At 39.1% G+C, this 23,967-nt stretch carries 18 protein-coding genes, 1 tRNA gene and 1 pseudogene; 9 read left to right on the forward strand and 11 right to left on the reverse strand.

Annotated features, from left to right (window positions below; all coding sequences use genetic code 11):
- Positions 1-213 precede the first annotated feature (213 nt).
- A complete protein-coding gene (locus tag DSM106972_RS05890) occupies positions 214-444 on the forward strand; it encodes a hypothetical protein (protein ID WP_127079706.1) in 231 nt (76 codons plus the stop codon).
- Between the two features lie 2 nt (positions 445-446).
- Here DSM106972_RS05890 and DSM106972_RS05895 read toward each other — a convergent pair whose 3' ends face one another.
- The 5 genes from DSM106972_RS05895 to DSM106972_RS05915 form a co-directional block, all read right to left on the reverse strand.
- Positions 447-1,004 carry a GUN4 domain-containing protein gene (locus DSM106972_RS05895; RefSeq protein ID WP_127079708.1) on the reverse strand — a complete coding sequence of 186 codons (558 nt, stop codon included), beginning with the start codon at positions 1,002-1,004 and terminating at the stop codon, positions 447-449.
- Positions 1,005-1,388: 384 nt separating this feature from the next.
- The gene (locus DSM106972_RS05900) at positions 1,389-4,658 is read right to left on the reverse strand and encodes an efflux RND transporter permease subunit (RefSeq protein ID WP_127079710.1); all 3,270 of its coding nucleotides are present in this window, start codon (positions 4,656-4,658) and stop codon (positions 1,389-1,391) included.
- Positions 4,659-4,866: 208 nt separating this feature from the next.
- Positions 4,867-6,273 (reverse strand): efflux RND transporter periplasmic adaptor subunit, encoded by a 1,407-nt coding sequence (locus DSM106972_RS05905; RefSeq protein WP_127079712.1) that lies wholly within the window; start codon positions 6,271-6,273, stop codon positions 4,867-4,869.
- 202 nt (positions 6,274-6,475) lie between these two features.
- Positions 6,476-7,255: a Tab2/Atab2 family RNA-binding protein gene (locus DSM106972_RS05910; protein ID WP_127079714.1), complete on the reverse strand. Its 780-nt coding sequence runs from the start codon at positions 7,253-7,255 to the stop codon at positions 6,476-6,478.
- A gap of 257 nt (positions 7,256-7,512) precedes the next feature.
- The gene (locus DSM106972_RS05915; protein ID WP_127079716.1) at positions 7,513-10,218 is read right to left on the reverse strand and encodes a CBS domain-containing protein; all 2,706 of its coding nucleotides are present in this window, start codon (positions 10,216-10,218) and stop codon (positions 7,513-7,515) included.
- Positions 10,219-10,338: 120 nt separating this feature from the next.
- Here DSM106972_RS05915 and psbZ point away from each other — a divergent pair, with 120 nt between their 5' ends.
- The 6 genes and pseudogenes from psbZ (at position 10,339) to DSM106972_RS05945 (ending at position 12,770) form a co-directional block, all read left to right on the forward strand.
- Entirely contained in the window at positions 10,339-10,527 is a 189-nt protein-coding gene (gene psbZ / locus DSM106972_RS05920) for a photosystem II reaction center protein PsbZ (RefSeq protein WP_127079718.1), read from the forward strand.
- 385 nt (positions 10,528-10,912) lie between these two features.
- Entirely contained in the window at positions 10,913-11,479 is a 567-nt protein-coding gene (gene ribH, locus DSM106972_RS05925) for a 6,7-dimethyl-8-ribityllumazine synthase (protein ID WP_019490700.1), read from the forward strand.
- A gap of 139 nt (positions 11,480-11,618) precedes the next feature.
- Positions 11,619-11,690 (forward strand) — tRNA-Gly (locus tag DSM106972_RS05930).
- Positions 11,691-11,805: 115 nt separating this feature from the next.
- A pseudogene (locus tag DSM106972_RS05935) lies at positions 11,806-12,078 on the forward strand (hypothetical protein); the annotation flags it as partial.
- Between the two features lie 39 nt (positions 12,079-12,117).
- Positions 12,118-12,390: a hypothetical protein gene (locus DSM106972_RS05940; protein ID WP_127079968.1), complete on the forward strand. Its 273-nt coding sequence runs from the start codon at positions 12,118-12,120 to the stop codon at positions 12,388-12,390.
- Complete coding sequence (locus DSM106972_RS05945; RefSeq protein WP_127079720.1) at positions 12,387-12,770, forward strand: clan AA aspartic protease; 384 nt, start codon at positions 12,387-12,389, stop codon at positions 12,768-12,770. The genes DSM106972_RS05940 and DSM106972_RS05945 overlap by 4 nt, the downstream gene beginning before the upstream one ends.
- A gap of 340 nt (positions 12,771-13,110) precedes the next feature.
- Here the strand turns inward: DSM106972_RS05945 and DSM106972_RS05950 are convergent, their stop codons facing one another.
- From DSM106972_RS05950 to DSM106972_RS05960, 3 genes are all read right to left on the reverse strand, one after another.
- The gene (locus DSM106972_RS05950; protein WP_127079722.1) at positions 13,111-14,265 is read right to left on the reverse strand and encodes a hypothetical protein; all 1,155 of its coding nucleotides are present in this window, start codon (positions 14,263-14,265) and stop codon (positions 13,111-13,113) included.
- Between the two features lie 85 nt (positions 14,266-14,350).
- Entirely contained in the window at positions 14,351-17,719 is a 3,369-nt protein-coding gene (locus tag DSM106972_RS05955; protein ID WP_127079724.1) for an acetate and sugar kinases/Hsc70/actin family protein, read from the reverse strand.
- Between the two features lie 13 nt (positions 17,720-17,732).
- Positions 17,733-20,321 (reverse strand): GTPase family protein, encoded by a 2,589-nt coding sequence (locus DSM106972_RS05960; protein ID WP_127079726.1) that lies wholly within the window; start codon positions 20,319-20,321, stop codon positions 17,733-17,735.
- A 289-nt stretch (positions 20,322-20,610) separates the two neighbouring features.
- On the opposite strand from DSM106972_RS05960, the gene DSM106972_RS05965 reads away from it, so the two are divergent.
- Together DSM106972_RS05965 and DSM106972_RS05970 are read left to right on the forward strand one after the other, a co-directional pair.
- On the forward strand, positions 20,611-20,928 hold the full coding sequence (locus tag DSM106972_RS05965) for a type II toxin-antitoxin system TacA family antitoxin (protein WP_127079728.1): 318 nt from the start codon (positions 20,611-20,613) through the stop codon (positions 20,926-20,928).
- Complete coding sequence (locus tag DSM106972_RS05970) at positions 20,929-21,441, forward strand: GNAT family N-acetyltransferase (RefSeq protein WP_127079730.1); 513 nt, start codon at positions 20,929-20,931, stop codon at positions 21,439-21,441.
- A 51-nt stretch (positions 21,442-21,492) separates the two neighbouring features.
- Here the strand turns inward: DSM106972_RS05970 and DSM106972_RS05975 are convergent, their stop codons facing one another.
- From DSM106972_RS05975 to DSM106972_RS05985, 3 genes are all read right to left on the reverse strand, one after another.
- Positions 21,493-21,705, reverse strand: coding sequence for an SUMF1/EgtB/PvdO family nonheme iron enzyme (locus DSM106972_RS05975; RefSeq protein ID WP_127079732.1), 213 nt, complete (start codon positions 21,703-21,705; stop codon positions 21,493-21,495).
- Positions 21,706-22,291: 586 nt separating this feature from the next.
- Positions 22,292-22,669 (reverse strand): adenosylmethionine decarboxylase, encoded by a 378-nt coding sequence (gene speD, locus DSM106972_RS05980; RefSeq protein WP_411675278.1) that lies wholly within the window; start codon positions 22,667-22,669, stop codon positions 22,292-22,294.
- Between the two features lie 318 nt (positions 22,670-22,987).
- A complete protein-coding gene (locus DSM106972_RS05985) occupies positions 22,988-23,896 on the reverse strand; it encodes an AEC family transporter (protein ID WP_127079734.1) in 909 nt (302 codons plus the stop codon).
- Positions 23,897-23,967: the final 71 nt, after the last annotated feature.

Raw genomic sequence — 23,967 nt, forward strand, 5'->3', positions numbered from 1 at the left:
ACCCCAATGCCAGTCAATAAAAGTTGATGTCAAACTTGTTACTATTAATGCGGTAATCAGACTAAACTTAAATGATTGCGGCATAACTTTTAAAACGTCAAAATAACAATTATGCAAATTTTAATAAATGTTGCAATACATATATCATTGCATGGAACTTTGAGAGGATAAAAGCATAAGCAGAATGGACTTTACCTTTGATTGGAGGTCGTTATGAATGTGAAAATGATTATGTTTTCAGGTATTTTGACTGCATTAGCTGGTTCTGTAATTGGATTAGCAGGCGCCCGAATTGGTCAAAACGATTTTAATCAGTTAAGATTTGAGAGCGAGTACTATCGAAATCTGTACAATAAATACGTACTAATAGGAGCAAAAATAGGATTTGCAGTTGGAGTAGCTCAAGAGTGCGTGCGTGAACTCCAAATGCAACAAGAAGAATAGTTTTAAGTTGAAATTTCGCAGGTAATTAGCCTGTTAAAGAAATAATTGGTCATTTTTGAGCCAAAAGGGGAGTTCCACCAGCGTGAGGGGTGACATCCTTTTGGTGCATTTAGCGTGTAATCTAGTTCATCGCATTTTTGCCATTTATTATTTAAGCGCCATCCATTTAATAAACCTAATTTTTCAATTACACTATTATCTTGGGCAATAGTAGTATCAATGCTCCCACCGACTTCTTGGTACATTTGACCTTGAACACTGAAACCAAATTTGCCTTGACTATAAGTTGTCCAGAGTTTATCAATAGCTTGCAGTTGATTACAAGGAAAAGCACGCACATCGTTTGGTGTAATTGTTTCTAAACTCTCGGCGCCAGTTATACTGAGCATAACTCGAATCGTTTCTTGATCAGCCTCACGAAAATCGCCTGCTGCGAGTAATTTTTGTAAGTGTTGGAATCTATACACATCTGGCATGAGTAATAAAGTCGTTTCCAGACGCGCGACTTTTGCCTCAAGTTCGACAATACGGTTTTGTAATTGAATGTAATCTTCAGTCATAAAACTTTTTGCTCCTGTATTGGCTAATTCTTGTAGTATTTGTAAATGTAATGTTTAGTGAGAAACCGGGTTTCTTTAGCCGTGAAAGAAGAAGGAATGAATTAGCAAGATTACTGCGAGTGAGAATAAAATGTGATTCATCCAATCGTCAAATGTCCAGTTGTGAAATATTTTTTTGAGCATGGTACAAGTGGTTAGAGAATTTTTGTATTTTGATGTCATGCTGAACGTAGTGAAGCATCTCGTTATATATGTAGATATTTAGATTCTTCGCTACGCTCAGAATGGCAATTTAAATGCTCAGAATGACAATTTAAATGCTCAGAATGACAATTTAAATGCTCAGAATGGCAATTTAAATGCTCAGAATGGCAATAGAAGTGTTTATTTGTTCTGTGTGGAGATATTTAGGTTCGGCGCCTTATCGCTTTGAGAGGCAACAACGGCAGGTTCGGATTTAGGTTGCTTGGATTTTTTGGGTTTGTCGATTTTGTTGGGTGTTAAGAAGCGGTGTTCTATATCTTTAATGACTACATACAGTACTGGTACTAAAAACAAACTTAAAACTGTGGATATTAAATAACCACCAAATAAAGCTGTTCCTAATGACCAGCGACTCATGGCGCCTGCACCTTTGGCAATTACTAGGGGCCAAAATCCTACTAGACCAGAAAATGCGGTCATTAAGATGGGGCGTAACCTATCTTCTGCTGCGCGAATAGCAGATTGTTTAACGCTCATACCAATTTCGTGTAGCTGGTTTGCAAATTCAACGATTAAAATCGCGTTTTTAGAAGCTAAACCAATGAGCATTACTAACGCGACTTGAGCGTAGATATTATTGTTAACAACTGGATATACACCACCTGCTTGCAAGAAATTAGCGCGAAATTGAATTGCACCTAAAGCACCAAGAATTGCTAGTGGTACGGTCAACATAATTATAGTTGGGTCGATATAGCTTTCGTATTGAGCAGCCAGAACAAGAAATACCATCACAAAAGCTAAACCAAAAATAATGGGAGCGGCGCCACCTCCTGAACGTTCTTGAAATGCGGTACCTGTCCATTCATATCCAAAACCTGGCTGTAATGTTTGTGCGGCAACTTGCTCCATTGCTATCATAGCTTGTCCGGTACTAAAACCAGGTGCGGGACTAGCTTGAACTTTAATAGCAGGATAGATGTTGTAGTGCGTAATAATTGGTGGGTAGTTAATACGTTCGGCTTTGACGACACTAGTAAGAGAAATCATTTTATTGTCGCGCGAGCGTACATACAGACTATTTAAAGCATCAGGGTTAGAACGAAATTCTCCTTCTGCTTGAGCATAAACACGATACAGTTGCCCTCCTAGTACATATTGATTGACGTAACGGGCGCCGAGATAGGTTTGCATCGTGCTAAAAATATCGTTGATGGCAATATTTTGTGCTTTGGCTTGGTTACGGTCGATAGCAATTTGCATCATGGGAGTACTATTTGTAAATTGTGTAAATACTCCAGCTAACTCTGGACGTTTGCGAGCAGCATTGATGAATTTTTGCGAATTATCGATGAGTGTTTCCATTGGTAGCGCTGCTTTGTTTTGGATGAAAAATTCCAAACCACCTGCACTTCCTAGACCATCTACCGGGGGTGCATTCACTGCAATTAAACGCGCACCCGAAATTTTTGATGCAAGTTCTTTATTAATCGCACTAGTTATACCAAAAACTGATTCGTTAGCTTTTTTACGTTCTTCCCAGTGTTTTAACTTAACAAAGAAGAGAGATTTATTAGTCGCGTTTCCTTCAAATCCAAATCCTGCTAAACCATTAACATGTTCAACTTCAGGAAATTTCCGCACTATTTTTTGAACGTTTTCAACGATATCATTGGTGTAATTTAATGATACCCCTGGAGGTCCTTCACCAATGATAAAAAAGTAACCTTGGTCTTCTTCTGGAATAAAACCTTGGGGAGTTACCATATAAATCCATGCGGAAGCAACTAACCCAGCAATAAAAACAGGAACAACAATTACACGAATCTTGATTAGAAAAACAACGATACTAGTGTAACCACCTTTGACCCAATCAAAGAATCGATTGAACCATCTAAATAGTACAGCAATCGGACCGTGTGCTTCTTGAACAGGACGCATTAGTAAGGCGCCCATTGCAGGAGAGAATGTAAGAGCGTTGAAAGTCGAAAGTAAAATCGAAAAAGCAATAATGAGCGCAAATTGTTTATAAACAATACCCGTAGTGCCAGGAAAGAACGATACAGGGATAAACACTGCCATTAATACTAATGATGTAGCAATTACTGCCCCGGTTAATTCTCCCATCGAGTCCAAGGCAGCTTGTAAAGGTTTCATTCCTTGAGCAAGCTTTAGAGCAATTGCTTCTACTATAATAATCCCGTCATCTACTACTAACCCGGTAGCTAAAATTACCGCGAACAAAGTTAATTGATTGAGTGTAAACCCAAATGCATAAGCAAACGCCATCGTACCAATCAAAGATACAGGAATTGAAATTGAAGGAATAACAGTTGTTCTCCAATCTTGTAGAAATATGAAGATAACCAGAAACACAAGCAACACAGCTTCTAACAGTGTTTTAAATGCCTCATCAAGCGAAGCAGCAACGAACTCAGTATTATCTAGTGCAACTGTAGCTTTTAATCCAGGTGGAAAATTCTTTGATAATTCCTGCATTCTTGCTTTTACTAACCCCGCAGTATTCCAAGCATTAGTACCAGGGAGTTGGTTAACTAATAGCGCAACAGCCGGAGCATTATCGAATATATTTGTTGTACTGTAATCTTGGGCGCCGACTTCCGCACGTCCAACATCTCGAACACGAGTTAGCGTACCATCTTGCCCAACCTTGACTACTATATCTTCAGCTTCTTGTGGCGTCGTAAACCTGCCAACTGCTCGCAATGCAATTTCAAACTGCTGCGTACTTGGAGTCGGTTGTTGTCCAATACGTCCAGCACCAACTTGGATATTTTGTTCGCTGATGGCACTAACTACATCTTGTGCAGTAACTCCGCGCGCTGCTAACGATGAGGGGTTTAACCAAATTCGCATTGCGTACTTACGTTCACCAACAATTCGCGCGCTTCCTACTCCTTCAATTCGTTTAATTTCATCAAGAACAAAACGGTCTACATAGTTACTCAAAAAAACGTTGTCGTAAAGAAATTTTCCGCTCTTGTCTTTTTCTGATGAAATTGCATAAGCAATCGTAATCGTTGGTGACTGCTTCTGAGTAATTACACCAGTTTGGTTCACTTCGACAGGCAACTGAGACGCAGCCACAGCTACGTTATTCTGTACCAATACCTGTGCTGTGTTCCTATCTATATCTGTAGGAAAAGATACATTAATTGATGTATCACCGTTGTTTGTCGTTTGCGACGACATGTAAACAACTTTTTCCGTACCGTTGATTTGACGTTCTAGTACTGTTGTCACATTTTCTTCAGCAGTCTTTGCATCAGTTCCCAGATAATTAGCTGTCACTGTAACTTGCTTTAATGCGAGTTGAGGTAACTTATCTAAAGGAAGTAGCGGAATACAAATACCACCAACAAGAATAATTAAGATGGTGCAGACCGTTGTGAGAACGGGTCGCTTGATAAAGTTTTGTGAAATACTCATGGTTTAAAAAAGTTGAAAGTGCGCTCGTGCTGAGTGCTGAGTAGAGACGCGATTAATCGCGTCTCTACTAAATTAAGGATTAATTGCGTCTGTACTAAGTTAATGATTATCGCGTCTGTACTAAGTTAATGAGTTAGGAGTTATGAGTTATAAGTTCTTAACTCAATTCTTTCCCCAACTCAGCACTCAGCACTCAGCACTCATTACTCTATAGAGAAGCTGTTTGACTTGCAGGTCTAATAGGCGCCCCGTTAGTCAAGCTTTGAATACCTGATACAATTAGGTTCTCTCCAGGTTGTATGCCTGAAACAAGTTGATAATCTTGTCCTTGCATTACGCCTAATTTCACAGGTTTTTGTCGTGCGACCATTTGTGATTTTCCGTTTTTGGTTTCAGATTCTGCCACAAAAACAAAATCTTGGGCGCCAATGCGAGATACTGCAACAGCAGGTACTTTAACACCAGCACCTTGACTCCAAATTATTCGCGCACGTACAAATTGTCCATCGCGTAGTTTTTGGTCATTATTGGGAAAACGTGCTTTAGTTAAAATCGCTTGGTCTCCTGAACTTACTTGTGGAGCGATAAAATTAATACTGCCACGAGATAATTGTGTTCCTGAGTTTGGGTCAATTAATGCTACCGCTAGTCCCCGTCGTAGTTGTCCAGATAAATTTGTAGGAACTGGAATACGTAAATCTAATTCATCATTTTGAATAATACTCGTGACCGAATCACCCACGTTAACTAAATCACCAACACGGACGGGTACATCACCAACGACACCACTTACAGGAGCAACCACTCGGTTATAGCTTAAGTCTTCTACCTGCACAGCAGTTTCAGCTTGAGCGCGTTTTAGTTGTGACTCATTTTGTTTTACTAAAGCAACCGCACCTCTCCACTGTGACTGCGCTTGTTGGAGTGCGCTTTGTGCTGATGCAAGTGATTGTATCGCAGCTTCACGTGCAGCAATAGCACTATTACGTTGGGCACGACGTTCATCTAAATTTTGCCTTGCAACGGCGCCAGCTTTAGCTAATTCTTCTGAACGCTTATAGTTAATATTGGCAAGCTCAACATCACTGTTACGATTAACAATATCTGCTTGATAACGTTTAATTTCTGCTGTACGCTGTTTGATCTCAGCTTCATTAGCGCGTACTTGTGCAACTGCATTTTCTAAAGTTCCCCTTTGGGAATTTACCGAAGCTATCGCTGCATCTACCGACGCTCTGCTTCTTTCTGGACGTAACTGTATTATTGGTGTCCCCTGTTTAACGAAGTTACCTTGGGCAACAGTAACTTGTACTATACGTCCGCTAATTTGCGGTTTTAACGAAACACGCTGCTTCGCTTCGAGTGTTCCTACAAATTCTGTACTATTTTCGACTGTCGATGTTTCAACACGCTGTAATTTTACTAAGGCAGCAGGGGGTCCACCCGCAGCATTCGTTGATGGTTTATTGGCACCACAACCGCTTATTATCGCTGACGAAAGGATTACAGCACAGCACAAATAATATTTTGTTAGATTTTTTGTTAGATTTTTTGAATTTTGCATATACCCAGTTAATGACTCACCAAAAATATAGGGGTTTGCAGCGATAGTCATTGAAGCTAATCAAAATTTCTCCCAAAAACGTTTTCTTCGGAGATTGCTGAGTTTGATTATGTGTTCTAGACTAACAGTTATTTATTTAATTGAAATATTTTTCTTGATTCTTTTTGCTTTGCTACAAATTTTTATTAAATTATATATTTTTTGTAATATTAGTTTATATTGCTTAATGTTATTTATCGGTCAGGCGGGGTGCCTAACCCATCGATAATAACCAAATACCACTATATGTCATCCCAGAATCATCTGGTTGAACGAGTAAAAAATGTAACCCCTTGCTTTGTTGTTTTCGCTGTTCATAATTTTGAGCAGCAACTTTAACATCATTATCATCAAAAGTTGCAATCACCCATCTATCAGCCAAAGCAGCTTCAAGTATCAAACCATCCGGCGCCCCAGCGATATAATTTAAATAAGCAGGACGTGATTGTTGTAACCAACGTGCCAACCGCATCGACTGTCTACCACCATAAATAACAACACCAGGAATAAGTTGAGTTGATGCTAAACCCAAATTAAAAGGAAGAATAAAATCAGGAAAATCAACAATAGGAATACGACGCTGACGAAACTCTTCAACATCACCCGCAGGAAGCGAAGCAAATCGCCATTTTTCTCCTAAAAGATTATCAGGTAAAGGAACTGGGGGTAACTTTTCTAATTCAATAGGATAAGATTTATCTTTCAACCACTGTTTCAAAGCTGTAGTGCGACGAGTTGCTTCGACCTCTATATTTAAATTCCGTGCAGCAGTTTCAACTAAACTTAGAGATTGAGGACGAAACACCTGTATTTTATTAGGCATACCAGAAGCACATGCCAACTCAAACTGTGAAGTCAGCCAATTAGAATTAGCTTGCGACTGAGGACAAGATGCCTCATATTTAAAATTACCGCTACTATCATTAATCAACAAATCCCACAACTGTTCATGATTTTGAGGACGACGATAAAAATCAACTTGCCAAACTAACACGTTTATTCTCCGAGAGTATGCTAATTTTATAAAAATGTACTTGTCATTCTGAGCGTAGCGAAGAATCTCTAAAGTTTTGATGTTTATTAATATGCTTCATTATAGTGACTCATTACAATATATATTAGATGCTTTGTGCCTCAGCATGAAAATATATATTAGATGCTTCGTGCCTCAGCATGACAATATATACTAGATGCTTCGTGCCTCAGCATGACAATATACTAGATGCTTCGTGCCTCAGCATGACAATATATTTACAGAGGATATTTTTGACTTAAAAACGCCTCAGCACTAACTCTATCATTAACAACGCCATCTAAAGTCGCAGCTAACAAATCATCAAGCATTTCCTTAAAAGCTCGACCAGGTTTATACCCTAATTTTTGTAAATCATTACCATTTAAAGGCGCCTGAACAAAACGCCATACACTAATATACTGCCAAATTGAACGACGAATAGACCGTTGACTTTGTAAAGCAGCTAAAATCAGTGTCTCCAAATCATACTTCTTAAGTAAACCAACAACCTGACTCTTTAGTCTACACTCTGTCAAACCAGCAATATTATCCATTGCCTTACTAAAATGCGATAATCTTTTAATACTATCGTCAGGCAATTGTAAATTAGTAGCAACCTTACTACGAAACTCCGGCGCCAAGTGAGCGATAATAGCTTCAAGACGAAGCAGCCAATGAGTAATAGCTTGTGAGTTATCAAAACGTTGTAAACAGCGCTCGAGCAAACGTAACTGACGCAATAACTCTACATTAAGTTTTAAAGTTGGGTGAATACATTGCAACGCACTTAAATTATCTAACAATTCGAGTGCCCGTTTCCAGTAAGGCGCCTCAAGAATTAACTTTAACTCAGCTTTGAGACGAGTCGAAAGTGCGGGAGTTTTATTATTTTCGCGTGCAGTGCGGTCATACACACCACTATTAATCGCATAACGAATATAACTTTCGGTCTGTGACTCAATAGTAAACCCTAACCGCACAGCAAATCTAACTCCCCGATAAATACGTGTTGGGTCTTCAATAAAGCTATTTGGGTGCAAAACACGCATTTGTCGAGCTTCTAAATCGATTAACCCATTAAAATAATCAAGTAACTCACCTGCACGTGGGGTAGTTAAACGTAATGCCATTGCATTAATTGTAAAATCTCTTCGATATAAATCTTGACGTATAGAACTTGCTTCAACTTCAGGATTTGCTGCTGGATATGGATAAAATTCAGTACGTGCTGTAGCGATATCTACCCATAATGAATCAAGTTCGGGGTCTTTGTGCCATAACAATGCAGCAGTTTGAAAAGCACCATGAACATCTAAACGCGCATTTGGATATAACTTTTGCAGTGCAGTTGCAAGTTCGACACCAGCACCAGCATCTGCGGATTCGTGGAACCCATCAACAACAAGGTCAATATCTTTGAGTAACAAAGGTTCTTGTTGTATATTTTGGGCAAGTAGTAAGTCACGTACTGCACCCCCTACTACATATAAATGCCAACCGCGTTTTGTCGCTTCTTGGGATGCTTTAGTAAGTAACTGCCATAACGCAGGGTTAATATGGTTTTTTAAATTAGTTCTGAGTGCAGAGTGCTGAGTTCTGAGTTTTTTTGACTCAGCACTCAGCACTTTTGACTCAGCACTCTCGTGTAGTTCTCGCAAAATATCAGTACGGGTTACAATTCCTACTAATTCCCCATTATCCATTACAGGTAGGCGCCCGATATCATATTTAACCATCAACTCCTCGATTTGCAGCATAGTAGTATCAGGCGTGATGGTTTTAATATTTGTTGTCATATAACCTTTTACGGGTGCATGACTAAAACCGTGATGTAAAGCAATATCAAGGTCTCGACGCGAAATTACACCAACTAAGTTTCCTTCGATATCAACTACCGACAGTCCCGAATGTCCATACCGCAATAATATTCTTTGTGCTTCGGCAATAGTTGTTTCGGGACGAATGCTACGAACAGGGGAAGACATTAAGTCTCTGGCACAAGGAGGTTTGGGTATTTGAAGTTTTAAACTTTCGATTAACTCGTTTATAATAACCTGAGTATTGGTGCCACGTAAGTTAACAGATGCAGCTTGAGCATGTCCTCCTCCTCCCAATGGTTGAAATAATTCGTTTAAATCAACAGTTTTAATTTGACTTCTACCAATTATTGTCAAACGAGTTTCATTACCTTCTCCCACGGGAAACTCGTGTACTAATAGCAACATATCAGTCTCAGATATTGAACGCAGTTGCGAAACTAAACTTGATAGTCCAGGTACAAAAGCATCTGTCTTTAAATGCACCCACCCTATTGCATATCCATTCTTGTTTATAACTTGAAGGTTATCGAGTGATGTTTTGAGAAGTTGCTGTAATTGTGGTGGTAAACCAGGTTCTAGATATTGGTTAATATTAGGGATATTGGCGCCAAGTTGCATCAACCACCCTAAAGCGATAGCATCACGAGGTGTAGAATTTTCAAAAGTTAGTGAACCTGTATCAGCATGAATACCTAAAGCCATAACTGTAGCTTCGCAAGTAGTTAGAGAAATACCTGCTTGCTGTAACTTTTCAGCAATAATTGTAGTTGTGGCGCCTACAGGTTCGATATATAATTTTGTAGCATTTATATCACAGTCTTCTGGGTGATGGTCGTAAATAGTGATGTCTACTAAATGGGGTAGTTCTAGCCATTCTGATAACTTGCCAATACGTGAACGAGCTTGAGTGTCTACAATTATCAACGAACGAATTTCTGAAACATTAACTGCCCGTCGTTCAATCAGTGTAAACTCATCGCGGTACAACGCTAAAAAATCTCTGACAGCAGGATGGGCGCCACCCGATAGAACTATTTTACTACCCGGAAGCAAGCGCGTCAGTCCAACAGCAGCTCCCAGCGCATCAAAATCCACTGTGGTATGGCATAAAATTAAATCCATAAAAATGTTTGACTAATAGTCAATACTAGAATCAGATACTTTAAAATGAAATAAAGTCGGTAAAATTTGTGTTGTAAAATATTTTATCTTTAATAGATAGCTGTCTTGGGAGAAAAGAAAATGACTTTTATATTCCAAATTGCATTGATCGCTCTAGTAGCTCTATCCTTCGTTATGGTCATCGGTGTTCCGGTAGCATATGCTACACCCCAAAACTGGGTAGAATCGAAAAAGCTTCTTTGGGTTGGTTCAGGAGCATGGTTTATTTTAGTAATTGTAGTGGGAGTCCTAAACTTTTTCGTAGTGTAAGCTACCAAGTGAAGATAAGCTACAACTCACTACACGTATAATGTAGTGATAGGCAGAGGAGCAAGCGTTGTAAAGGTAGAAATTGGTTGGCGAAGGGATTATATCCTAAAACCTGTCAATGCATGACTTTACTACGTTAGCTTCTCTGCTATTTTATGGAAATGTGACGCTTGCAGGCGCCGCAATTTGATTTATTTAGATAAAAAAATTGGTAACACGATTTACGCATAAAATCCTAGAAACCCGGTTTCTTCGTTGAAATCTTTGATAAAACGACGATTTGGCCTAGAAACCGGGTTTCTGAACGTAAGTCTTGCATCAAAAAGTCCGGTTTTTGCGTTAGTTCTAGAAATAAGTATTGAATCGTATAGTAAATGAGGCAGTCATGACAGTTTTTGAGGGAACTTTTACTCAGACCGAGACATTGCGCTTTGCATTGGTGATTGGTCGCTTCAATGATTTGGTTACGACCAAGTTACTCGAAGGATGTCAAGATTGCTTGAAGCGTCACGGTATTGATGTTGATCCTCACGGTTCCCAGGTTGATTATGTTTGGGTACCAGGTAGTTTTGAGGTTCCGGTGGTAGCTCGACAAATGGCACTGTCGCATCGTTACGACGCGGTAATATGTTTAGGCGCCGTAATTCGTGGTCAAACACCTCACTTTGATCTTGTATCATCAGAAGTTGCGAAAGGGATAGCTGCCGCGAGTTTTCAAACGGGTGTACCTGTAATATTTGGTGTTCTCACAACCGATACAATGCAGCAAGCATTAGAAAGAGCAGGAATTAAAAGTAACTTAGGTTGGGAATACGCAATGAGCGCGCTAGAAATGGGCAGCTTAATGCGTCAAATCCGCGCAGGTCTACCTCAATCGAACAACAATTCCCCCTCGTTACCTGGTCGAATCAGCACAACCATTGGTGAATTGTCTCCATCCAGCAACGAATAAACTCACTCAATTTGTCTATCTAAGAGTGGAATGGGCATCCTTGCCCGTTCCAAATCTAAACCCAGTTTCAAAAAATCTTTTTCAAAACTATTGACAGACTATAAGCAATCAGGCATACTAAATATTGTTGAAGTTTTTCGCGGGTATAGCTCAGTGGTAGAGCGCAACCTTGCCAAGGTTGATGTCGCGCGTTCGAATCGCGTTACCCGCTTTTAAAATTTAAAAATGTCATTCTGAGCGTAGCGAAGAATGTCTTATGGCTCGTCAGGGAAAGTATAAGATTCCTTCACGCTATAATACTTCAAAAGCAAAAAGCACATGTAATTATGCAGGCTTTATTTTGGACTGTAGAAGAAGTTGCCCAAAGAGCTAAAGACTTTTATGAAAATGGAATTCGTCAAGAAGTTGAGCATGACGATAATATTGGCAAGATGATTGTCATTGATGCTGAAACTGGCGAGTACGGAATTGACGAAAGCGGTGTGGAATCAATATTGATGTTAAAGCAGAAAAACCCAAACGCTAGATTATATATGATGCGAATAGGTTATGATGCTGCAGTCAGCTTTGGTGGTTCTTCTATGGAGCTTACGGCAGAGAGCTATAATTATTTAAAAAGTAAAGAAGCAGGTGTAATTATGCAGGCTATTTTTTGGACTGAAGAAGAAGTCGCCCAGAGAGCTAAAGACTTTTACGAAAATGGAATACGTCAAAAGGTTGAGCATGGCGACAATATTGGCAAGATGATTGTGATTGATGCTGAGACTAGCGAGTATGGAATTGACGAAATTGGCATAGAACCAGGAAAAAGGTTAAAGCAGAAAAATCCAAACGCTAGATTATTTATGATGCGAATAGGTTATAATGCAGCATTTGGCTTTGGTGGTGCTATGGAGCGTATAGCTGAATGATTAACGGACGATTAATTGGTGGTAAGGCGACAGTTCCAGTAATTTTTCGTTTACCTGGGCAACCAGATTTTTCAGTGGATTTTGTGATTGATACTGGATTTAACGGCTATTTGACCTTACCGCCACAAGCAGTTAGCGCAATGAATCTTCCTTTACATAGCAGTATGCCTGCAATATTAGCTGATGGTAGCCAGGTTTTATCGTCTATACATTTGGCAACTGTTGTTTGGGATAATGTAGAAAAAGAAATCTTCGTTTTAGCTTCTGGTTATAAGCCTTTGCTGGGAACTGCAATGATGAAAGGATATCATCTAGAAATAGATTTTGAGGAGAATGGTTTGGTTTCGTTAGAAAAAATACCACCATCTCCGGCGCCATAAAGCAGCAAAAGCTATTGGGCAAGCAAATAGTATCTTACAAAGATGCTACCCTACGGGAAAACTGCGCCCTTCGTACCTCAGCATGACGGAAAGAAGATGCTTCGTACCTCAGCATGACAGAAGAAAGAAGATGCTTCGTACCTCAGCATGACGGAAAGAAGATGCTTCGTACCTCAGCATGACGGAAAGAAGATGCTTCGTACCTCAGCATGACAGAAGAAAGAAGATGCTTCGTGCCTCAGCATGACAGAAGAAAGAAGATGCTTCGTACCTCAGCATGACAGAAGTGAAAATTTTATTTGTTTGCTGTGTAATATATGTAGTATATATAATATAAGTTTTACCGTGATGAGCGGAATAAGACTCGTCCTGGGAATTCTTGTTCGTTGATTTTGGCGTAAACTCGTAAACAAGCTAAAACTTCTCCTAAATTTCCTCCTTGTTCTAGTCGTAGGTCATCTTTAGAAAACGTACAAACATCAGCATAAAGACCTGATAGTTGACGAATACGGATGTTATGACCTTCTGATAATGCTCTTTGAACAACTTTTTTTAATAGGCGCCTTGTTTCTTGTTGCATTTTACCCCACCAAGAAAAGCGGTCGGCAGGTGGTACAAAAACCAAAGAGTGAATTGCTTCGTCTAAATCAATCCAATGACGCAAAGCTGATAATGAATCTGCACTTTCTTCAGCTTTGAGCATTCGCCAAAAAGTTTCTATTAATGCGTCTATATATTGACAACGATGTTCTGGCTTGGAGTGCAAATTCATGATATCGAAGCTAAAAATGCTGTTTAAAGCGTGATGTAAATCTGGGTCAATATCAATAAATTTTATACAAATAGATACTAAATTAGCCAAAAAATATATATCCTCTTGTAAATCGCCTTGGTAATTTTGTAAATTTAATTGAGCAATTTGTGGATGATTTGGCGCCACATTTGAAAAGGATAATCCTTGAGTTGTAATACTTCCCTTCAATCCTGGGTAAATATTTTCGTGCTTATTAAAGGGTAATGGCAGACAATTAGATATATCAGATTGGGCGCCAACGGAAGCTGCAATAATTAAAGCACGTTGGTGCCAAGATAGCGCTAACTCTTCTGGAACCCTAAGTAGCTTACGTTGTACCTCGTTCCATAAATCGGAGTCAGTTTGACTTTGAAGTTGAGTATTTCCTAAATATAAAGCTAACTGTTTGTCAGAGTTAAACTCGTTTTGGAGGCGCCTGAGTTTTAATTCGTTTGTTAGTATTGGAGGGGATGCGATTTGAAGAACATCTGCCAAGTTGGAGTCTATATTTATAATCTCAGTTGGTGGATGTATAAGCGTGTTAAGTTCTTGTAAGGCGCCTTGACATAAATCTGCTGCCGGGTCATTGGGATATTTTGTCAAGGCTTGTTTTAAAGCTGCTTCTACACCGTACAAACTAAATTGTAATAATCGAGCTAATTCAGAATTGTCTATTTTCAACAGCTTGCTAAGATTTTCCATATTTTATTTTTCCTCTTTAATAATCAGTAGAGACGTGATTAATCCCTGCGGATTACACGTCTCTACTGTGACGGACGTGGTAATTTTAATGTAATCCGCAAAATGGGTCACGTTCTTTATCGACTTCGTTTTTTTGTAATTCTAATGGCGCCTGAAAAACGCATCCTTCTTGCTTGAGACATTCTTCACTATTAGATTTCCAATAAGGAACTTCTCCTGTGTGGATTCGTAAAATACCTTTTTCATCAAGGGTGACGCGATATTGACAAGGATAGTCTGTTGTGACTTGCGGTTTTTTTAATTCGCCAACTCTAATCCATTTTTTGGCGCCAGTTTCGCTATCTTCGTGATAAATATAAAAGCTGTGTTTTTCACTTCGTGGAAAAGAGGGTAAGGGGTCACTAATTAAACCAGTTCCTTGTTGGGGTACGTTACCTGTTTCGTAACGAAATAATTCTAGAGCTTTGCTATTTTGAGTAGTCGCTTGAAATACTAAGTAATAACCATTTGCTAAGTCTACGCTTGCTGACTCTAGTACATTAACTGCAATATCGCCATTATTTAATTCTTGGTCTGGGCGCCCGACAGCAATAGTCCATTTTAGTTTACCATCAGTAAATAACGTTGGGGTTTCTCGTATACCCGATGCATGAATAGCTGCACCAACATCAATGCTTTCTATGTGAGATGGAATTAAGCGTTGTGCTTTGCCGCGAACTAATAAAAGGTTAAGCTGAAGATTCTGGTCTATTTCAAACTGGACTTTAATTTGTTCGAGAAACTCGTGTTCGCTTATCTCTAGTTTTTGCCGCAGCTTGTTACCATCGTAGCTTCCCCAAAGTCGAAACTCACCGTTTTCAAAATCTTGTCGGTGAATAATATTACTTAATTGTATACCTTGCCACTCAGTGCGAACTTTGGCGACTGTATCTGTTGCAGAAAGTTGATATAATTCTTGTCCAGCAGTAAATATGGGTAGACTTTGTTCGGTTTGATTTAAGCGTTTGAAGTTACAGGGCAAATAGTAAAATAAGTTCTTAACGTCAATTTCTACCTGGTAGCCACCTTTACTCAGTATTTCTCTAGACTCTTCTGGGTTAAATCTGAGTCTTTGTAGCTTTTCTGCGTAACAAGCTCCAGCAGAAGTAGCAAGCTTGGTAAATTCTAAATCAAAGGTAATCCTTTCTGGATTCCAGACAAAGTAATCGGACTTACTAAATTCTTGGTAGATTTCTCGGTGGACGATGTTAAGGTTACAAGTTTTGCCAGACAAAATTAGCCAGTCAACTTTTCCTGTTAGGGTATTATTTTGTGTTCCCAATCGACTTTCGATTAATCCTTTAGCGATACCAATAGCTTCTTTAACAGCTACAATTGCGGCTCGTTCAAATTGGGCGCCATCCAAGGTAACGTATAAGTTACTAGGATTTTGAACTTGTAATTTAATGCCACTTACAGCTAGTAGTGAGGAAATTTGCGGTTCATCTAAAGTAAAGGTCAAAATAGAAGTGTCTGTTAATGGCTTTTGTCCTAATTTGAGTTTCGCTCTTTCTGCCTGCTCCCAAAGTAGATAAAAACTTTGCAAGCGTTGGGGAGATTGTAACCAATTAGTGGGTATAATTTTCTCTGCGGTATCAAGAGCATCTTTATACGCAGGACTGCTTTCAGGGTTTTCTTTGTCTAAACATTTTAACAAAGAGCCACTTTTAAATTGACCTTGTTCTAAAAAGCGTTCATCTAACGTATTTAGTACATCTTCTAACTGTTCACTTACTAAATTACCTGTTACTAATTCCGTTAACAAACGGTCAGCAAGTGCAACCTTAAGGAGTCGGAACACTCGCAGCGTAATGTACTCACCACCTAATTGTAAATGACCAGAAGACCCTAAAAGTTTCGGGGTAAGTTTATAGTAACGTCCTCCCAGTCCTCGTTCTTCTTTGTGATCAGATGCTGGGGTTTTATCTTCTAAAGTGAGTTCAATCAACGCTAGGTCTGTTGTACCACCACCAATATCTAAAATTAGGACGTTTTGCGACCATTTATTACCGTTATAACGACAGCGAGTTTTAAATGACTCAATACCAATAGATAAGTTACCACCAAATTCTCGCCACAAAAAGAATATTGCTACAGAAACAGCTTCATCGTAAGCAATTTGCACATCGTCAATACCTAATTGTTGCACCAGTTCTTTAACTTCTTTGCGGACAATGGGTGGCGCCACGGTAGGATAAGTAACAACTGCGGTGCGAAATTCGCCATCAGAGAACTTACGTCTTCCTCGGTTACGGTCTTTTTCCGTCAACTCTTTCAAATGTGCCCAAGCGACTTGCATCATTTGCTGGGCAGTTATAGTTTGCTCTGTTCCATTTAAAATTACCTTAAAATTACGCTCTTGCCCAAAGTAGCGTTTGGGTGAGTGATGAAACCTGCTAATAATTTCTGCTCCAGAGCTAGCTGTTCCTTGGGCAATAGCTTTGTTTCTATTTTGTTTTGCCTCCTCTCCCATAATTACTTTTGCAGGAGACAAACCAACAATTTCTAATTCGCTAGAAATTTCTGTTGCACGTCTATCAAAGTCGAGAATAACCGGGATAAGATTTTGTGACTCTAAAGTGGGTACGCGGAAAACTTCATGGTAAATTTCATAAAGTTTTTTACTCACAGCACGGCGAAACTTTTCGCTAATACCCAAACAAAGTTCAATTTGCTTAATAGCTTCTAAAAATCGCTCGCTTTTACTACTGCTAATTACAGAACTTAATTGACTTGGCTCCACTTCTAAATTTTTACTAATTTCAGTAATAAATTTTTGCCATTCCAGAACATTTACATCTGGCAAAGCAACAGTAGCTTCTGAACTAAGCCATTCTGACAAACGTTTACGTAACCGAACTTCTTGTTCTTGAGGTAAAATATCTGAAATAGGCACTTCGCGCGGGTCAAAGAGTGTTACGGTAGAATTAGAAGTACCAAAATCAATAGCTAACCATCCAGGAAATCTTTGGTCATTACCATTATCTCGGTCAGACATAGTAGTTACAGGAGTAGGTTGCTGTTCTAAAGTAAACCATAAATAACAATAAGCTTCTACATATTTACGTGCAGATTTTAAGGGATTTTCCCCTGCATCGGAATCAAAATATTCAACAACTACCTGTAAAGTACAACTAGCTGGTTGTGTTAAAGGTTTATCGAGTATACAAGGGTTTTGTTTTAATTGCCCTAATGCTGAAAGTTTAGTTGGTGTCTCAGTAATAAATTCTTTATAGGCGCCTTGAATTTGTGACGCTAATTCTTGAGGTGTTCCTGTAACAGTACAATTAATACGGCTAAGGTGAGGTATATTATCAACTGGATTAAGCTGAATTGTAGGAAGAACTAAGTTCAAATTATCGTTGTCACTGGTATGCAGTTGAAACCGAGGTGAAAGTACTATCTCAATAGGCATTTTAATTATCCTTTTATGAAAAGTTAGGAGTAGAGACGCGATTAATCGCGTCTGTACAGGAGTTAGGAATAGCAATTTCCGAAAGAATTTTTAACCAGTTAGGAATAGCAGCTTCCTGTGGAGACTCCTTATCTGCTAAATACCTCAGCAATGCTTCTTTTTTTGAAATATTTTGCAAAGTTGGGATAATTTCGCCCAAAATACCAGCTAACTCTTTATTTACTCGCTGATTAACTTCGCTAACATATTGAACAAGGTGTAAACTGGCGCCTGCTGTAATTTCATCTCGCAATCGTAGTACAAGCATTTGCTGGTTAGCAGGGGTGCTTTTAATTTGGTTTGGTTTGAGTGACCAGTAAAAAATTGTACCAGTACTATGTTTATCGTCTGGACTTGCGAGGGGGAATATAGTTTTAGGCACAAGACGTTGGTCTACGCTATCAATATCTGAAATAATCGCTTCCAGCCATAACTTAGGGTCGCATCCAATAGTTAGTCGATAAAATAATTCTGCTGCTTCGGCGCCAAACTTTGCTTCGATATCTTGCTCTAATTCGTCTTTTTGTTCCAGACTTAAAATTCCTTGAAGTTCAGAGCGTTGTGGAGCTACTTCATAAGATAATTGATTTAACAAGTCTACAACAGCCTGACGAATGCGCTCTCCTGCAAAGCTTTCTAATTCCTGGATTGTTTTTTCAAATATAGGATAAAATTCCTCACTTTTATTGGGGATAGAACTGGTAGCTTTATTTCCCCGGTCAAATAACTTACCTGCTACACCTTTAGATTCTGTAACTGTAATAATGCCGTTATTAGCTTTATTAAACAGCAAAGTCCATTCGTTCCAATTAATAACCTTAAAAATTAACTCTTCTTTGACTGCTTCTGCAACAGATATACCCGCACGATTTTTAAGTGGTTCTTTGCCTAAATTTCTTTGGAAGTTTCTATAGATTTTATCTAGGGTTTGAATTGTTGAACGCAAATCATTTAAAGCTTGACTTTCTTTTATCGGTATCCCTTGTTCTTCAATTTTCGCTAATTCAGCTTTGAGTTCCTGCTGTTGTTTGCACAAAGCTTCGTAAGCTCTAGTAGTATCTTCGTATAGTTGTCTTTGACCGTGAGTAGAAGCGTGAGTTTGAATTAATTCCCGCAATCTACCAATACCACCATCACTAGCAAAATAACCAAGCTGTTTACCAAGAGTGCTGCGTGGGTCAGAAGTTTGTAAATTTTGGCTCAATTTTCCCCATTTATCACGCATCCGTTTGGATAAATCTAAAAATCCCGGATAATCTAAATTAGCCAAAAAATCTGGAGAAGCAACCGTTACGTTACTCGAACGCTTCGCTAGGTCTGCTATACCCATTAATTGGTCTAAAAATATAATTCGCTCTTTTTGAGTTGTAAATGCTGATGCTTGGTCAATGGTTGTTCTAAGAACGTTTAATTTTTCTAGAACATCTGTTTCTAATATGGATTCTGAATTATCAACAAGTTTATCAAGTTCTCTTTCCCCTCCTTCACTTTCTAAAGGTAATTGATTAAATCTGCCTATCCCAACTAATATTAAATCCTTGAGGTCTTGTCCTGGACGCTCTTGCTGCATCATCGTAAAGATTTCGTTTGCACGGTCGCTTCCAGTAGATTTACCATTTAGCAGCAATAAAACTGTCTGTACATCTTTTAATTCCTTTAAAGACAAATATCTATCGCGCACCCCTGAATTAGCGGTGCCTAAACCAGGAAAATCAAGTAAAATAAATTGGCTGAGACCTTGGTCTGTGGAAATATCCCAGATATCTTTGGAAATTTTGACTTGAATATCTACTCGCTTAATTAGAGGGAAAGTGTTTTGCATCAAACGTGCAGGAAGCGTCTGAGGTGCATTAGGTAAAGAGATGGGAGCTTTTGGTAATTCCTGAAAACTGAAATTTTGGATTGCCATTGGCATTTCAGGTAACTTTAACCCTTCACGAGCAGTATCGGCGCCTATTAAATAGCTACGACCACACATTGCCTTACCATAAGCAATATGAGCGCGAATAAATATTACCAACTCCCGCAGCAAATAACGCAACTCTAAATTTTTGCTGCTATTCCATGACTCCTCGCACCACTGTATAATATTATCTGAATTTAGCGAAGCTTGTGGCGCCTTTGTAAGTCCTACTGCTTTAGCACGTCTATCCGCTTCTGCCAACATAAATTGCAGGCACTCGTTAACCTCATCATCAGTAAGATAACTTACTGTATAGTCATCAACTTGTGTAGTCTTAAAACCTGCTTGGGGAATTAAATGAATAGCAGTAACGTTACCTGTAGTTGGGTTTTCACTGACTGGTAAAGAATCTGCGTATCCAATCAAACAACCTAATAATAAAGTTTTACCACTACTAAATTCCCCCATGACACCAATTTTGACAGGTGATGTAGCAAGGTCAACGGTTTTCTGGGCAGCTTTACGAAGTTTCGCAATACACCCATCCAAACTACCAGGAACCCAGTCCCCTTGCATATGCAGCTTTGGGGGTACTAACTCTAGTTGTTTGAGTAAAAATTCGCCTTTATCTTTATAATCTCTCAGCTTATCCAGCTCCATAGAGTAGTTCCCCATTTCCCAAGAATTATATTTATTTGGACAGTTATCTATTAGATATAGAATCACTAACTACTATAGGTGTTTCGGAAGATACTATGATTTTCCGCAAGTCACCAGCAACAATTATTACTGGCAACGGATGCAACGGATGTAACGGATAGTTGATTCGTTTTACATTACAGCAAAGAGAAATAGAGAATTTAATACATATTTTTTATTTTTATAGTACGGCAAAAAACCGGACAAATCGAATTATAATTAAATTAACCTATATGTTTAGAGGCTACACATGACTGTTGTCAAAGGCTTTAATGAAAAACCAGAGCGTTCAAAAACTGAACGCTTGGAGGCTCGTCTTAGCAAAGAGCAAAAAGAATTGTTTCAGCGTGCGGCAGATATATTAGGGCTAACGCTAACAGATTTTGTAATTAGCAGCCTTCAAACCGCTGCAAAACAAGCTATTCAAGAACACGAAATCATGATTTTGAGCCGACGCGACCAAGAAGTTTTTGTAGAAGCGCTCCTCAATCCGCCTGCTCCTAGCGCGAGATTACGAGCTGCCGCTCAATCATATAAACAAAAAATGGGTTCGCGCGTTGGAGTATAGATGAGCGCTGATAGCTTTGATTATTTTATAGAAGCCTTTGGTAAGCAGCATGACCGAATATCTTTTTGTTGCGGTGTCGAACCTTTAGACCGTTATTTTAAACAACAAGCTGGGCAAGATGCTCGTAAACGAGTAGCTGCACCTTTTGTTTTAATTGAAAAAAATTCTGGTACTGTTGCTGGTTATTATACTTTATGTGCTACTAGTATTGATATTGACGAATTACCTACTGAAATTGTGAAAAAGCTGCCGAAATATCCAGATGTTCCTGCAACGCTTCTTGGTCGTTTAGCTGTTGATCAAAACTTTCGTAAAAAGGGTTTGGGTGAAGTGCTGTTAATGGATGCACTCAGCCGTTGTCTAAAAAACGAAATAGCTACAATGGCTGTTGTAGTAAGCGCTAAGGACGATAAAGCTCGTTCTTTTTACGAGCATTTTGATTTTATTCGTTTTCCCGATTATCCTTACAGACTATTTTTACCAATGACAACGATTGCTAAAATGTTTGAGTAAGTAGATTGCAATAACCTGTTTCGTCTTACAAAGTATTTTTAACAACATAATTTATTTTGTTCTCACTGCATCACATACGACTCGGAAACCGATGCCATCGTTTGTGTAGTTTCCAGGAAATTCTCCGTAACGAGATGCAGACCTACAGTTTCGCGGCAGTTCATACCATGAACCACCTCGTACCAGTTTTGTCGTATTAGCATTATCTATCCAAGAACTTCCATCAGTTGGCGCCGAGTCAGTTTCTATTTGCTTATTCCACATTTGCTCTAAACAATCTTATAGCCAAGCAGCTAGTTAACGAATATTATTTTGTGGTAGCTCCTAACTTGCACATTACGAAAACCTATATATAGTAAGGGTTTCAAAAAATGTGCGCTTTTTCATATTTTAATGGAGCGTTGCGGCGCCAGTCAGAGGCTGACCGGAATGCACCTCTACGTATTAATTCTTAATTTTAAACAAGCATGTTCTTAATATTACTGTTTGCTCAGTTCATTTTAATGAACTTTTGCTATTAGGCTAGGGACTTTTAGTCCTAGGCGGGTATGAGCTTTCAATATTTTCTTGTGGGGTGTGGGCATCCTTGCCTGCCCTGATGTTTGAAACGGGCAAGGATGCCCATTCCACAATATAAAGAATCAATTTTATACCTTAATATATTTATAATTTTATTGACATATGCTGTTTTTCTTTATTGCAAGTAAGAGATTACAACTTTTTGTGGTGAAGATGGCTGAGATATATTTTTTTGACGTTGATATTTGTAGAGACGCGATTAATCGCGTCTCTACATTTTAATTCATGCGTCTATTCAGCAATGCCATTTATTCAGTTGTACGAGGAAGTGCTAGACGACTTCGATATGTGGTTGAACAGTTGGTGAAAATCTTCCGCGTGGAAGTTTCATTAATATGTGCTTACCAGATTTAAATGCTTGTGCAATATACTCGCAAGCTTCTACTGGTTTTGCATGTTCACCACATGTAAATACATCTGCCGCCAAATATCCATTCTCGGGCCAAGTATGAATCGAAATATGAGACTCGGCTAATAGTGCTAGCGCAGTTACTCCTTGAGGATGGAACTGGTGTGCTATTTTATCGAGTAAGGTTGAGCGTGCAGTTGTAGCTGCTTCCTCTAAAGTATTTCTGATGAACTCAATATCGTTGAGTAAGTTTGGTGGGCAGCCATATAGTTCTAAAATGCAGTGTACTCCAACGGGCACTTCTGGGTCTTGCGGAGTAAAATTGCTAAAATCGGCGAGTGCTGCTTGAGATTCTAAACTGCTTATTGTTTCGGCAGTTGAGAGTGTACTACTATTACCTAACTCGTTGGTGAAGTTGGTATCAAGACCGTCAACTTTGACTTCGTTCACGGTACAGCCGCCAATTTCATAACGCGAATCTTCCATTTCGATGTTCCTACAAACATAAAATTACTACAAGGTCAATTGTTGTGATGGCGCCTATAGCTTTGCGGTTAAGGACTGCACGCTCTAACACTGTCACAAGTTAACAATCATAGCAGCTAATTATCACTTTCGCTATCGAAAAAACCACAACCATAAAGGTAGGGTTATCAGTAATATCATGGAGCCAACCGCTAAGGTAGTCACTGCAAGCTCTCTATCTAAATTAAAAGTTTCGGCGAGTACTAAAGTCGCAAAGGCTGGAGGCATTGCCATTTGTAATACTAAGACTTGAGCTGTTTTTCCTGTTAATCCAAAACTAGACAAGCTTATACCCAATATCAGGGGAACTATAATCATTTTTATTGTCAGGCTGATACTTGCCAATTTCAAGCTACCCCAGGAGGTGAGTTTGCTTAGTCGCATCCCTATTAGTATCAAAGAAGCGGCTATCGAACTCCACGCTATAACATCTAAGCATGATACTACTAGTGTTGGTAATGTAATTTGGCGTATAAGCAAACCTGCTGCAAAACTCCACAAAGCAGGGTTGATAATAATTGCTTTTATGACATTCCAGTAGTTGTTTACATTTCCCCCATATTGTGCTGCTAATGCTACACCTAAACCATAGGCGCCTATAGTAGTACCAAGCAAATCATAAAAAAGTGCCCAGGCAAAGTATTGTGTACCAACTAGCGATAATATAACCGGGTAGCCTAGGTATCCAGTATTACCAACCATTGAAGCTAATAGCAAACTTCCTTGAGTTGGCTTTTGTAGTGAAGACTTTTTGATACGTATAGCTAACCAACAAAGTAAGGCGCCGAAAAAAATTGCGGTAAATGCAATTGCAGGTGCAATCCAGATTTGTCCTGATAAATCGGTTTTTCGCAAAAAAGCTATAATGCTTGTGGGTACTCCTACCCAAAACAGTAGTTTACCCAAACGCACAGGAACCGTTGCAGGAAGCGTCCGTCCTAGGATAAAACCGATAAGTGCTAAACCGAGTAACTTTGCGTATAGTTCAATGAGACTTGACATAATATACGAGAAACCAGGTTTCTTGCTGAGATATTGTAATAACAATAACAATTTTGCGTAGAAACCTGGTT

The organism is Dulcicalothrix desertica PCC 7102 (genome assembly GCF_003991905.1).
Lineage (GTDB): Bacteria > Cyanobacteriota > Cyanobacteriia > Cyanobacteriales > Nostocaceae > Dulcicalothrix > Dulcicalothrix desertica.

Bases quoted from the DNA above. Each gene is read 5' to 3' on its own strand.
- DSM106972_RS05890 (WP_127079706.1), top strand. From the start codon at position 214: ATGAATGTGAAAATGATTATGTTTTCAGGTATTTTGACTGCATTAGCT.
- DSM106972_RS05895 (WP_127079708.1), bottom strand. From the start codon at position 1,004: ATGACTGAAGATTACATTCAATTACAAAACCGTATTGTCGAACTTGAG.
- DSM106972_RS05900 (WP_127079710.1), bottom strand. From the start codon at position 4,658: ATGAGTATTTCACAAAACTTTATCAAGCGACCCGTTCTCACAACGGTC.
- DSM106972_RS05905 (WP_127079712.1), bottom strand. From the start codon at position 6,273: ATGACTATCGCTGCAAACCCCTATATTTTTGGTGAGTCATTAACTGGG.
- DSM106972_RS05915 (WP_127079716.1), bottom strand. From the start codon at position 10,218: ATGGATTTAATTTTATGCCATACCACAGTGGATTTTGATGCGCTGGGA.
- psbZ (WP_127079718.1), top strand. From the start codon at position 10,339: ATGACTTTTATATTCCAAATTGCATTGATCGCTCTAGTAGCTCTATCC.
- ribH (WP_019490700.1), top strand. From the start codon at position 10,913: ATGACAGTTTTTGAGGGAACTTTTACTCAGACCGAGACATTGCGCTTT.
- DSM106972_RS05940 (WP_127079968.1), top strand. From the start codon at position 12,118: ATGCAGGCTATTTTTTGGACTGAAGAAGAAGTCGCCCAGAGAGCTAAA.
- DSM106972_RS05945 (WP_127079720.1), top strand. From the start codon at position 12,387: ATGATTAACGGACGATTAATTGGTGGTAAGGCGACAGTTCCAGTAATT.
- DSM106972_RS05950 (WP_127079722.1), bottom strand. From the start codon at position 14,265: ATGGAAAATCTTAGCAAGCTGTTGAAAATAGACAATTCTGAATTAGCT.
- DSM106972_RS05955 (WP_127079724.1), bottom strand. From the start codon at position 17,719: ATGCCTATTGAGATAGTACTTTCACCTCGGTTTCAACTGCATACCAGT.
- DSM106972_RS05960 (WP_127079726.1), bottom strand. From the start codon at position 20,321: ATGGAGCTGGATAAGCTGAGAGATTATAAAGATAAAGGCGAATTTTTA.
- DSM106972_RS05965 (WP_127079728.1), top strand. From the start codon at position 20,611: ATGACTGTTGTCAAAGGCTTTAATGAAAAACCAGAGCGTTCAAAAACT.
- DSM106972_RS05970 (WP_127079730.1), top strand. From the start codon at position 20,929: ATGAGCGCTGATAGCTTTGATTATTTTATAGAAGCCTTTGGTAAGCAG.
- DSM106972_RS05975 (WP_127079732.1), bottom strand. From the start codon at position 21,705: ATGTGGAATAAGCAAATAGAAACTGACTCGGCGCCAACTGATGGAAGT.
- DSM106972_RS05985 (WP_127079734.1), bottom strand. From the start codon at position 23,896: ATGTCAAGTCTCATTGAACTATACGCAAAGTTACTCGGTTTAGCACTT.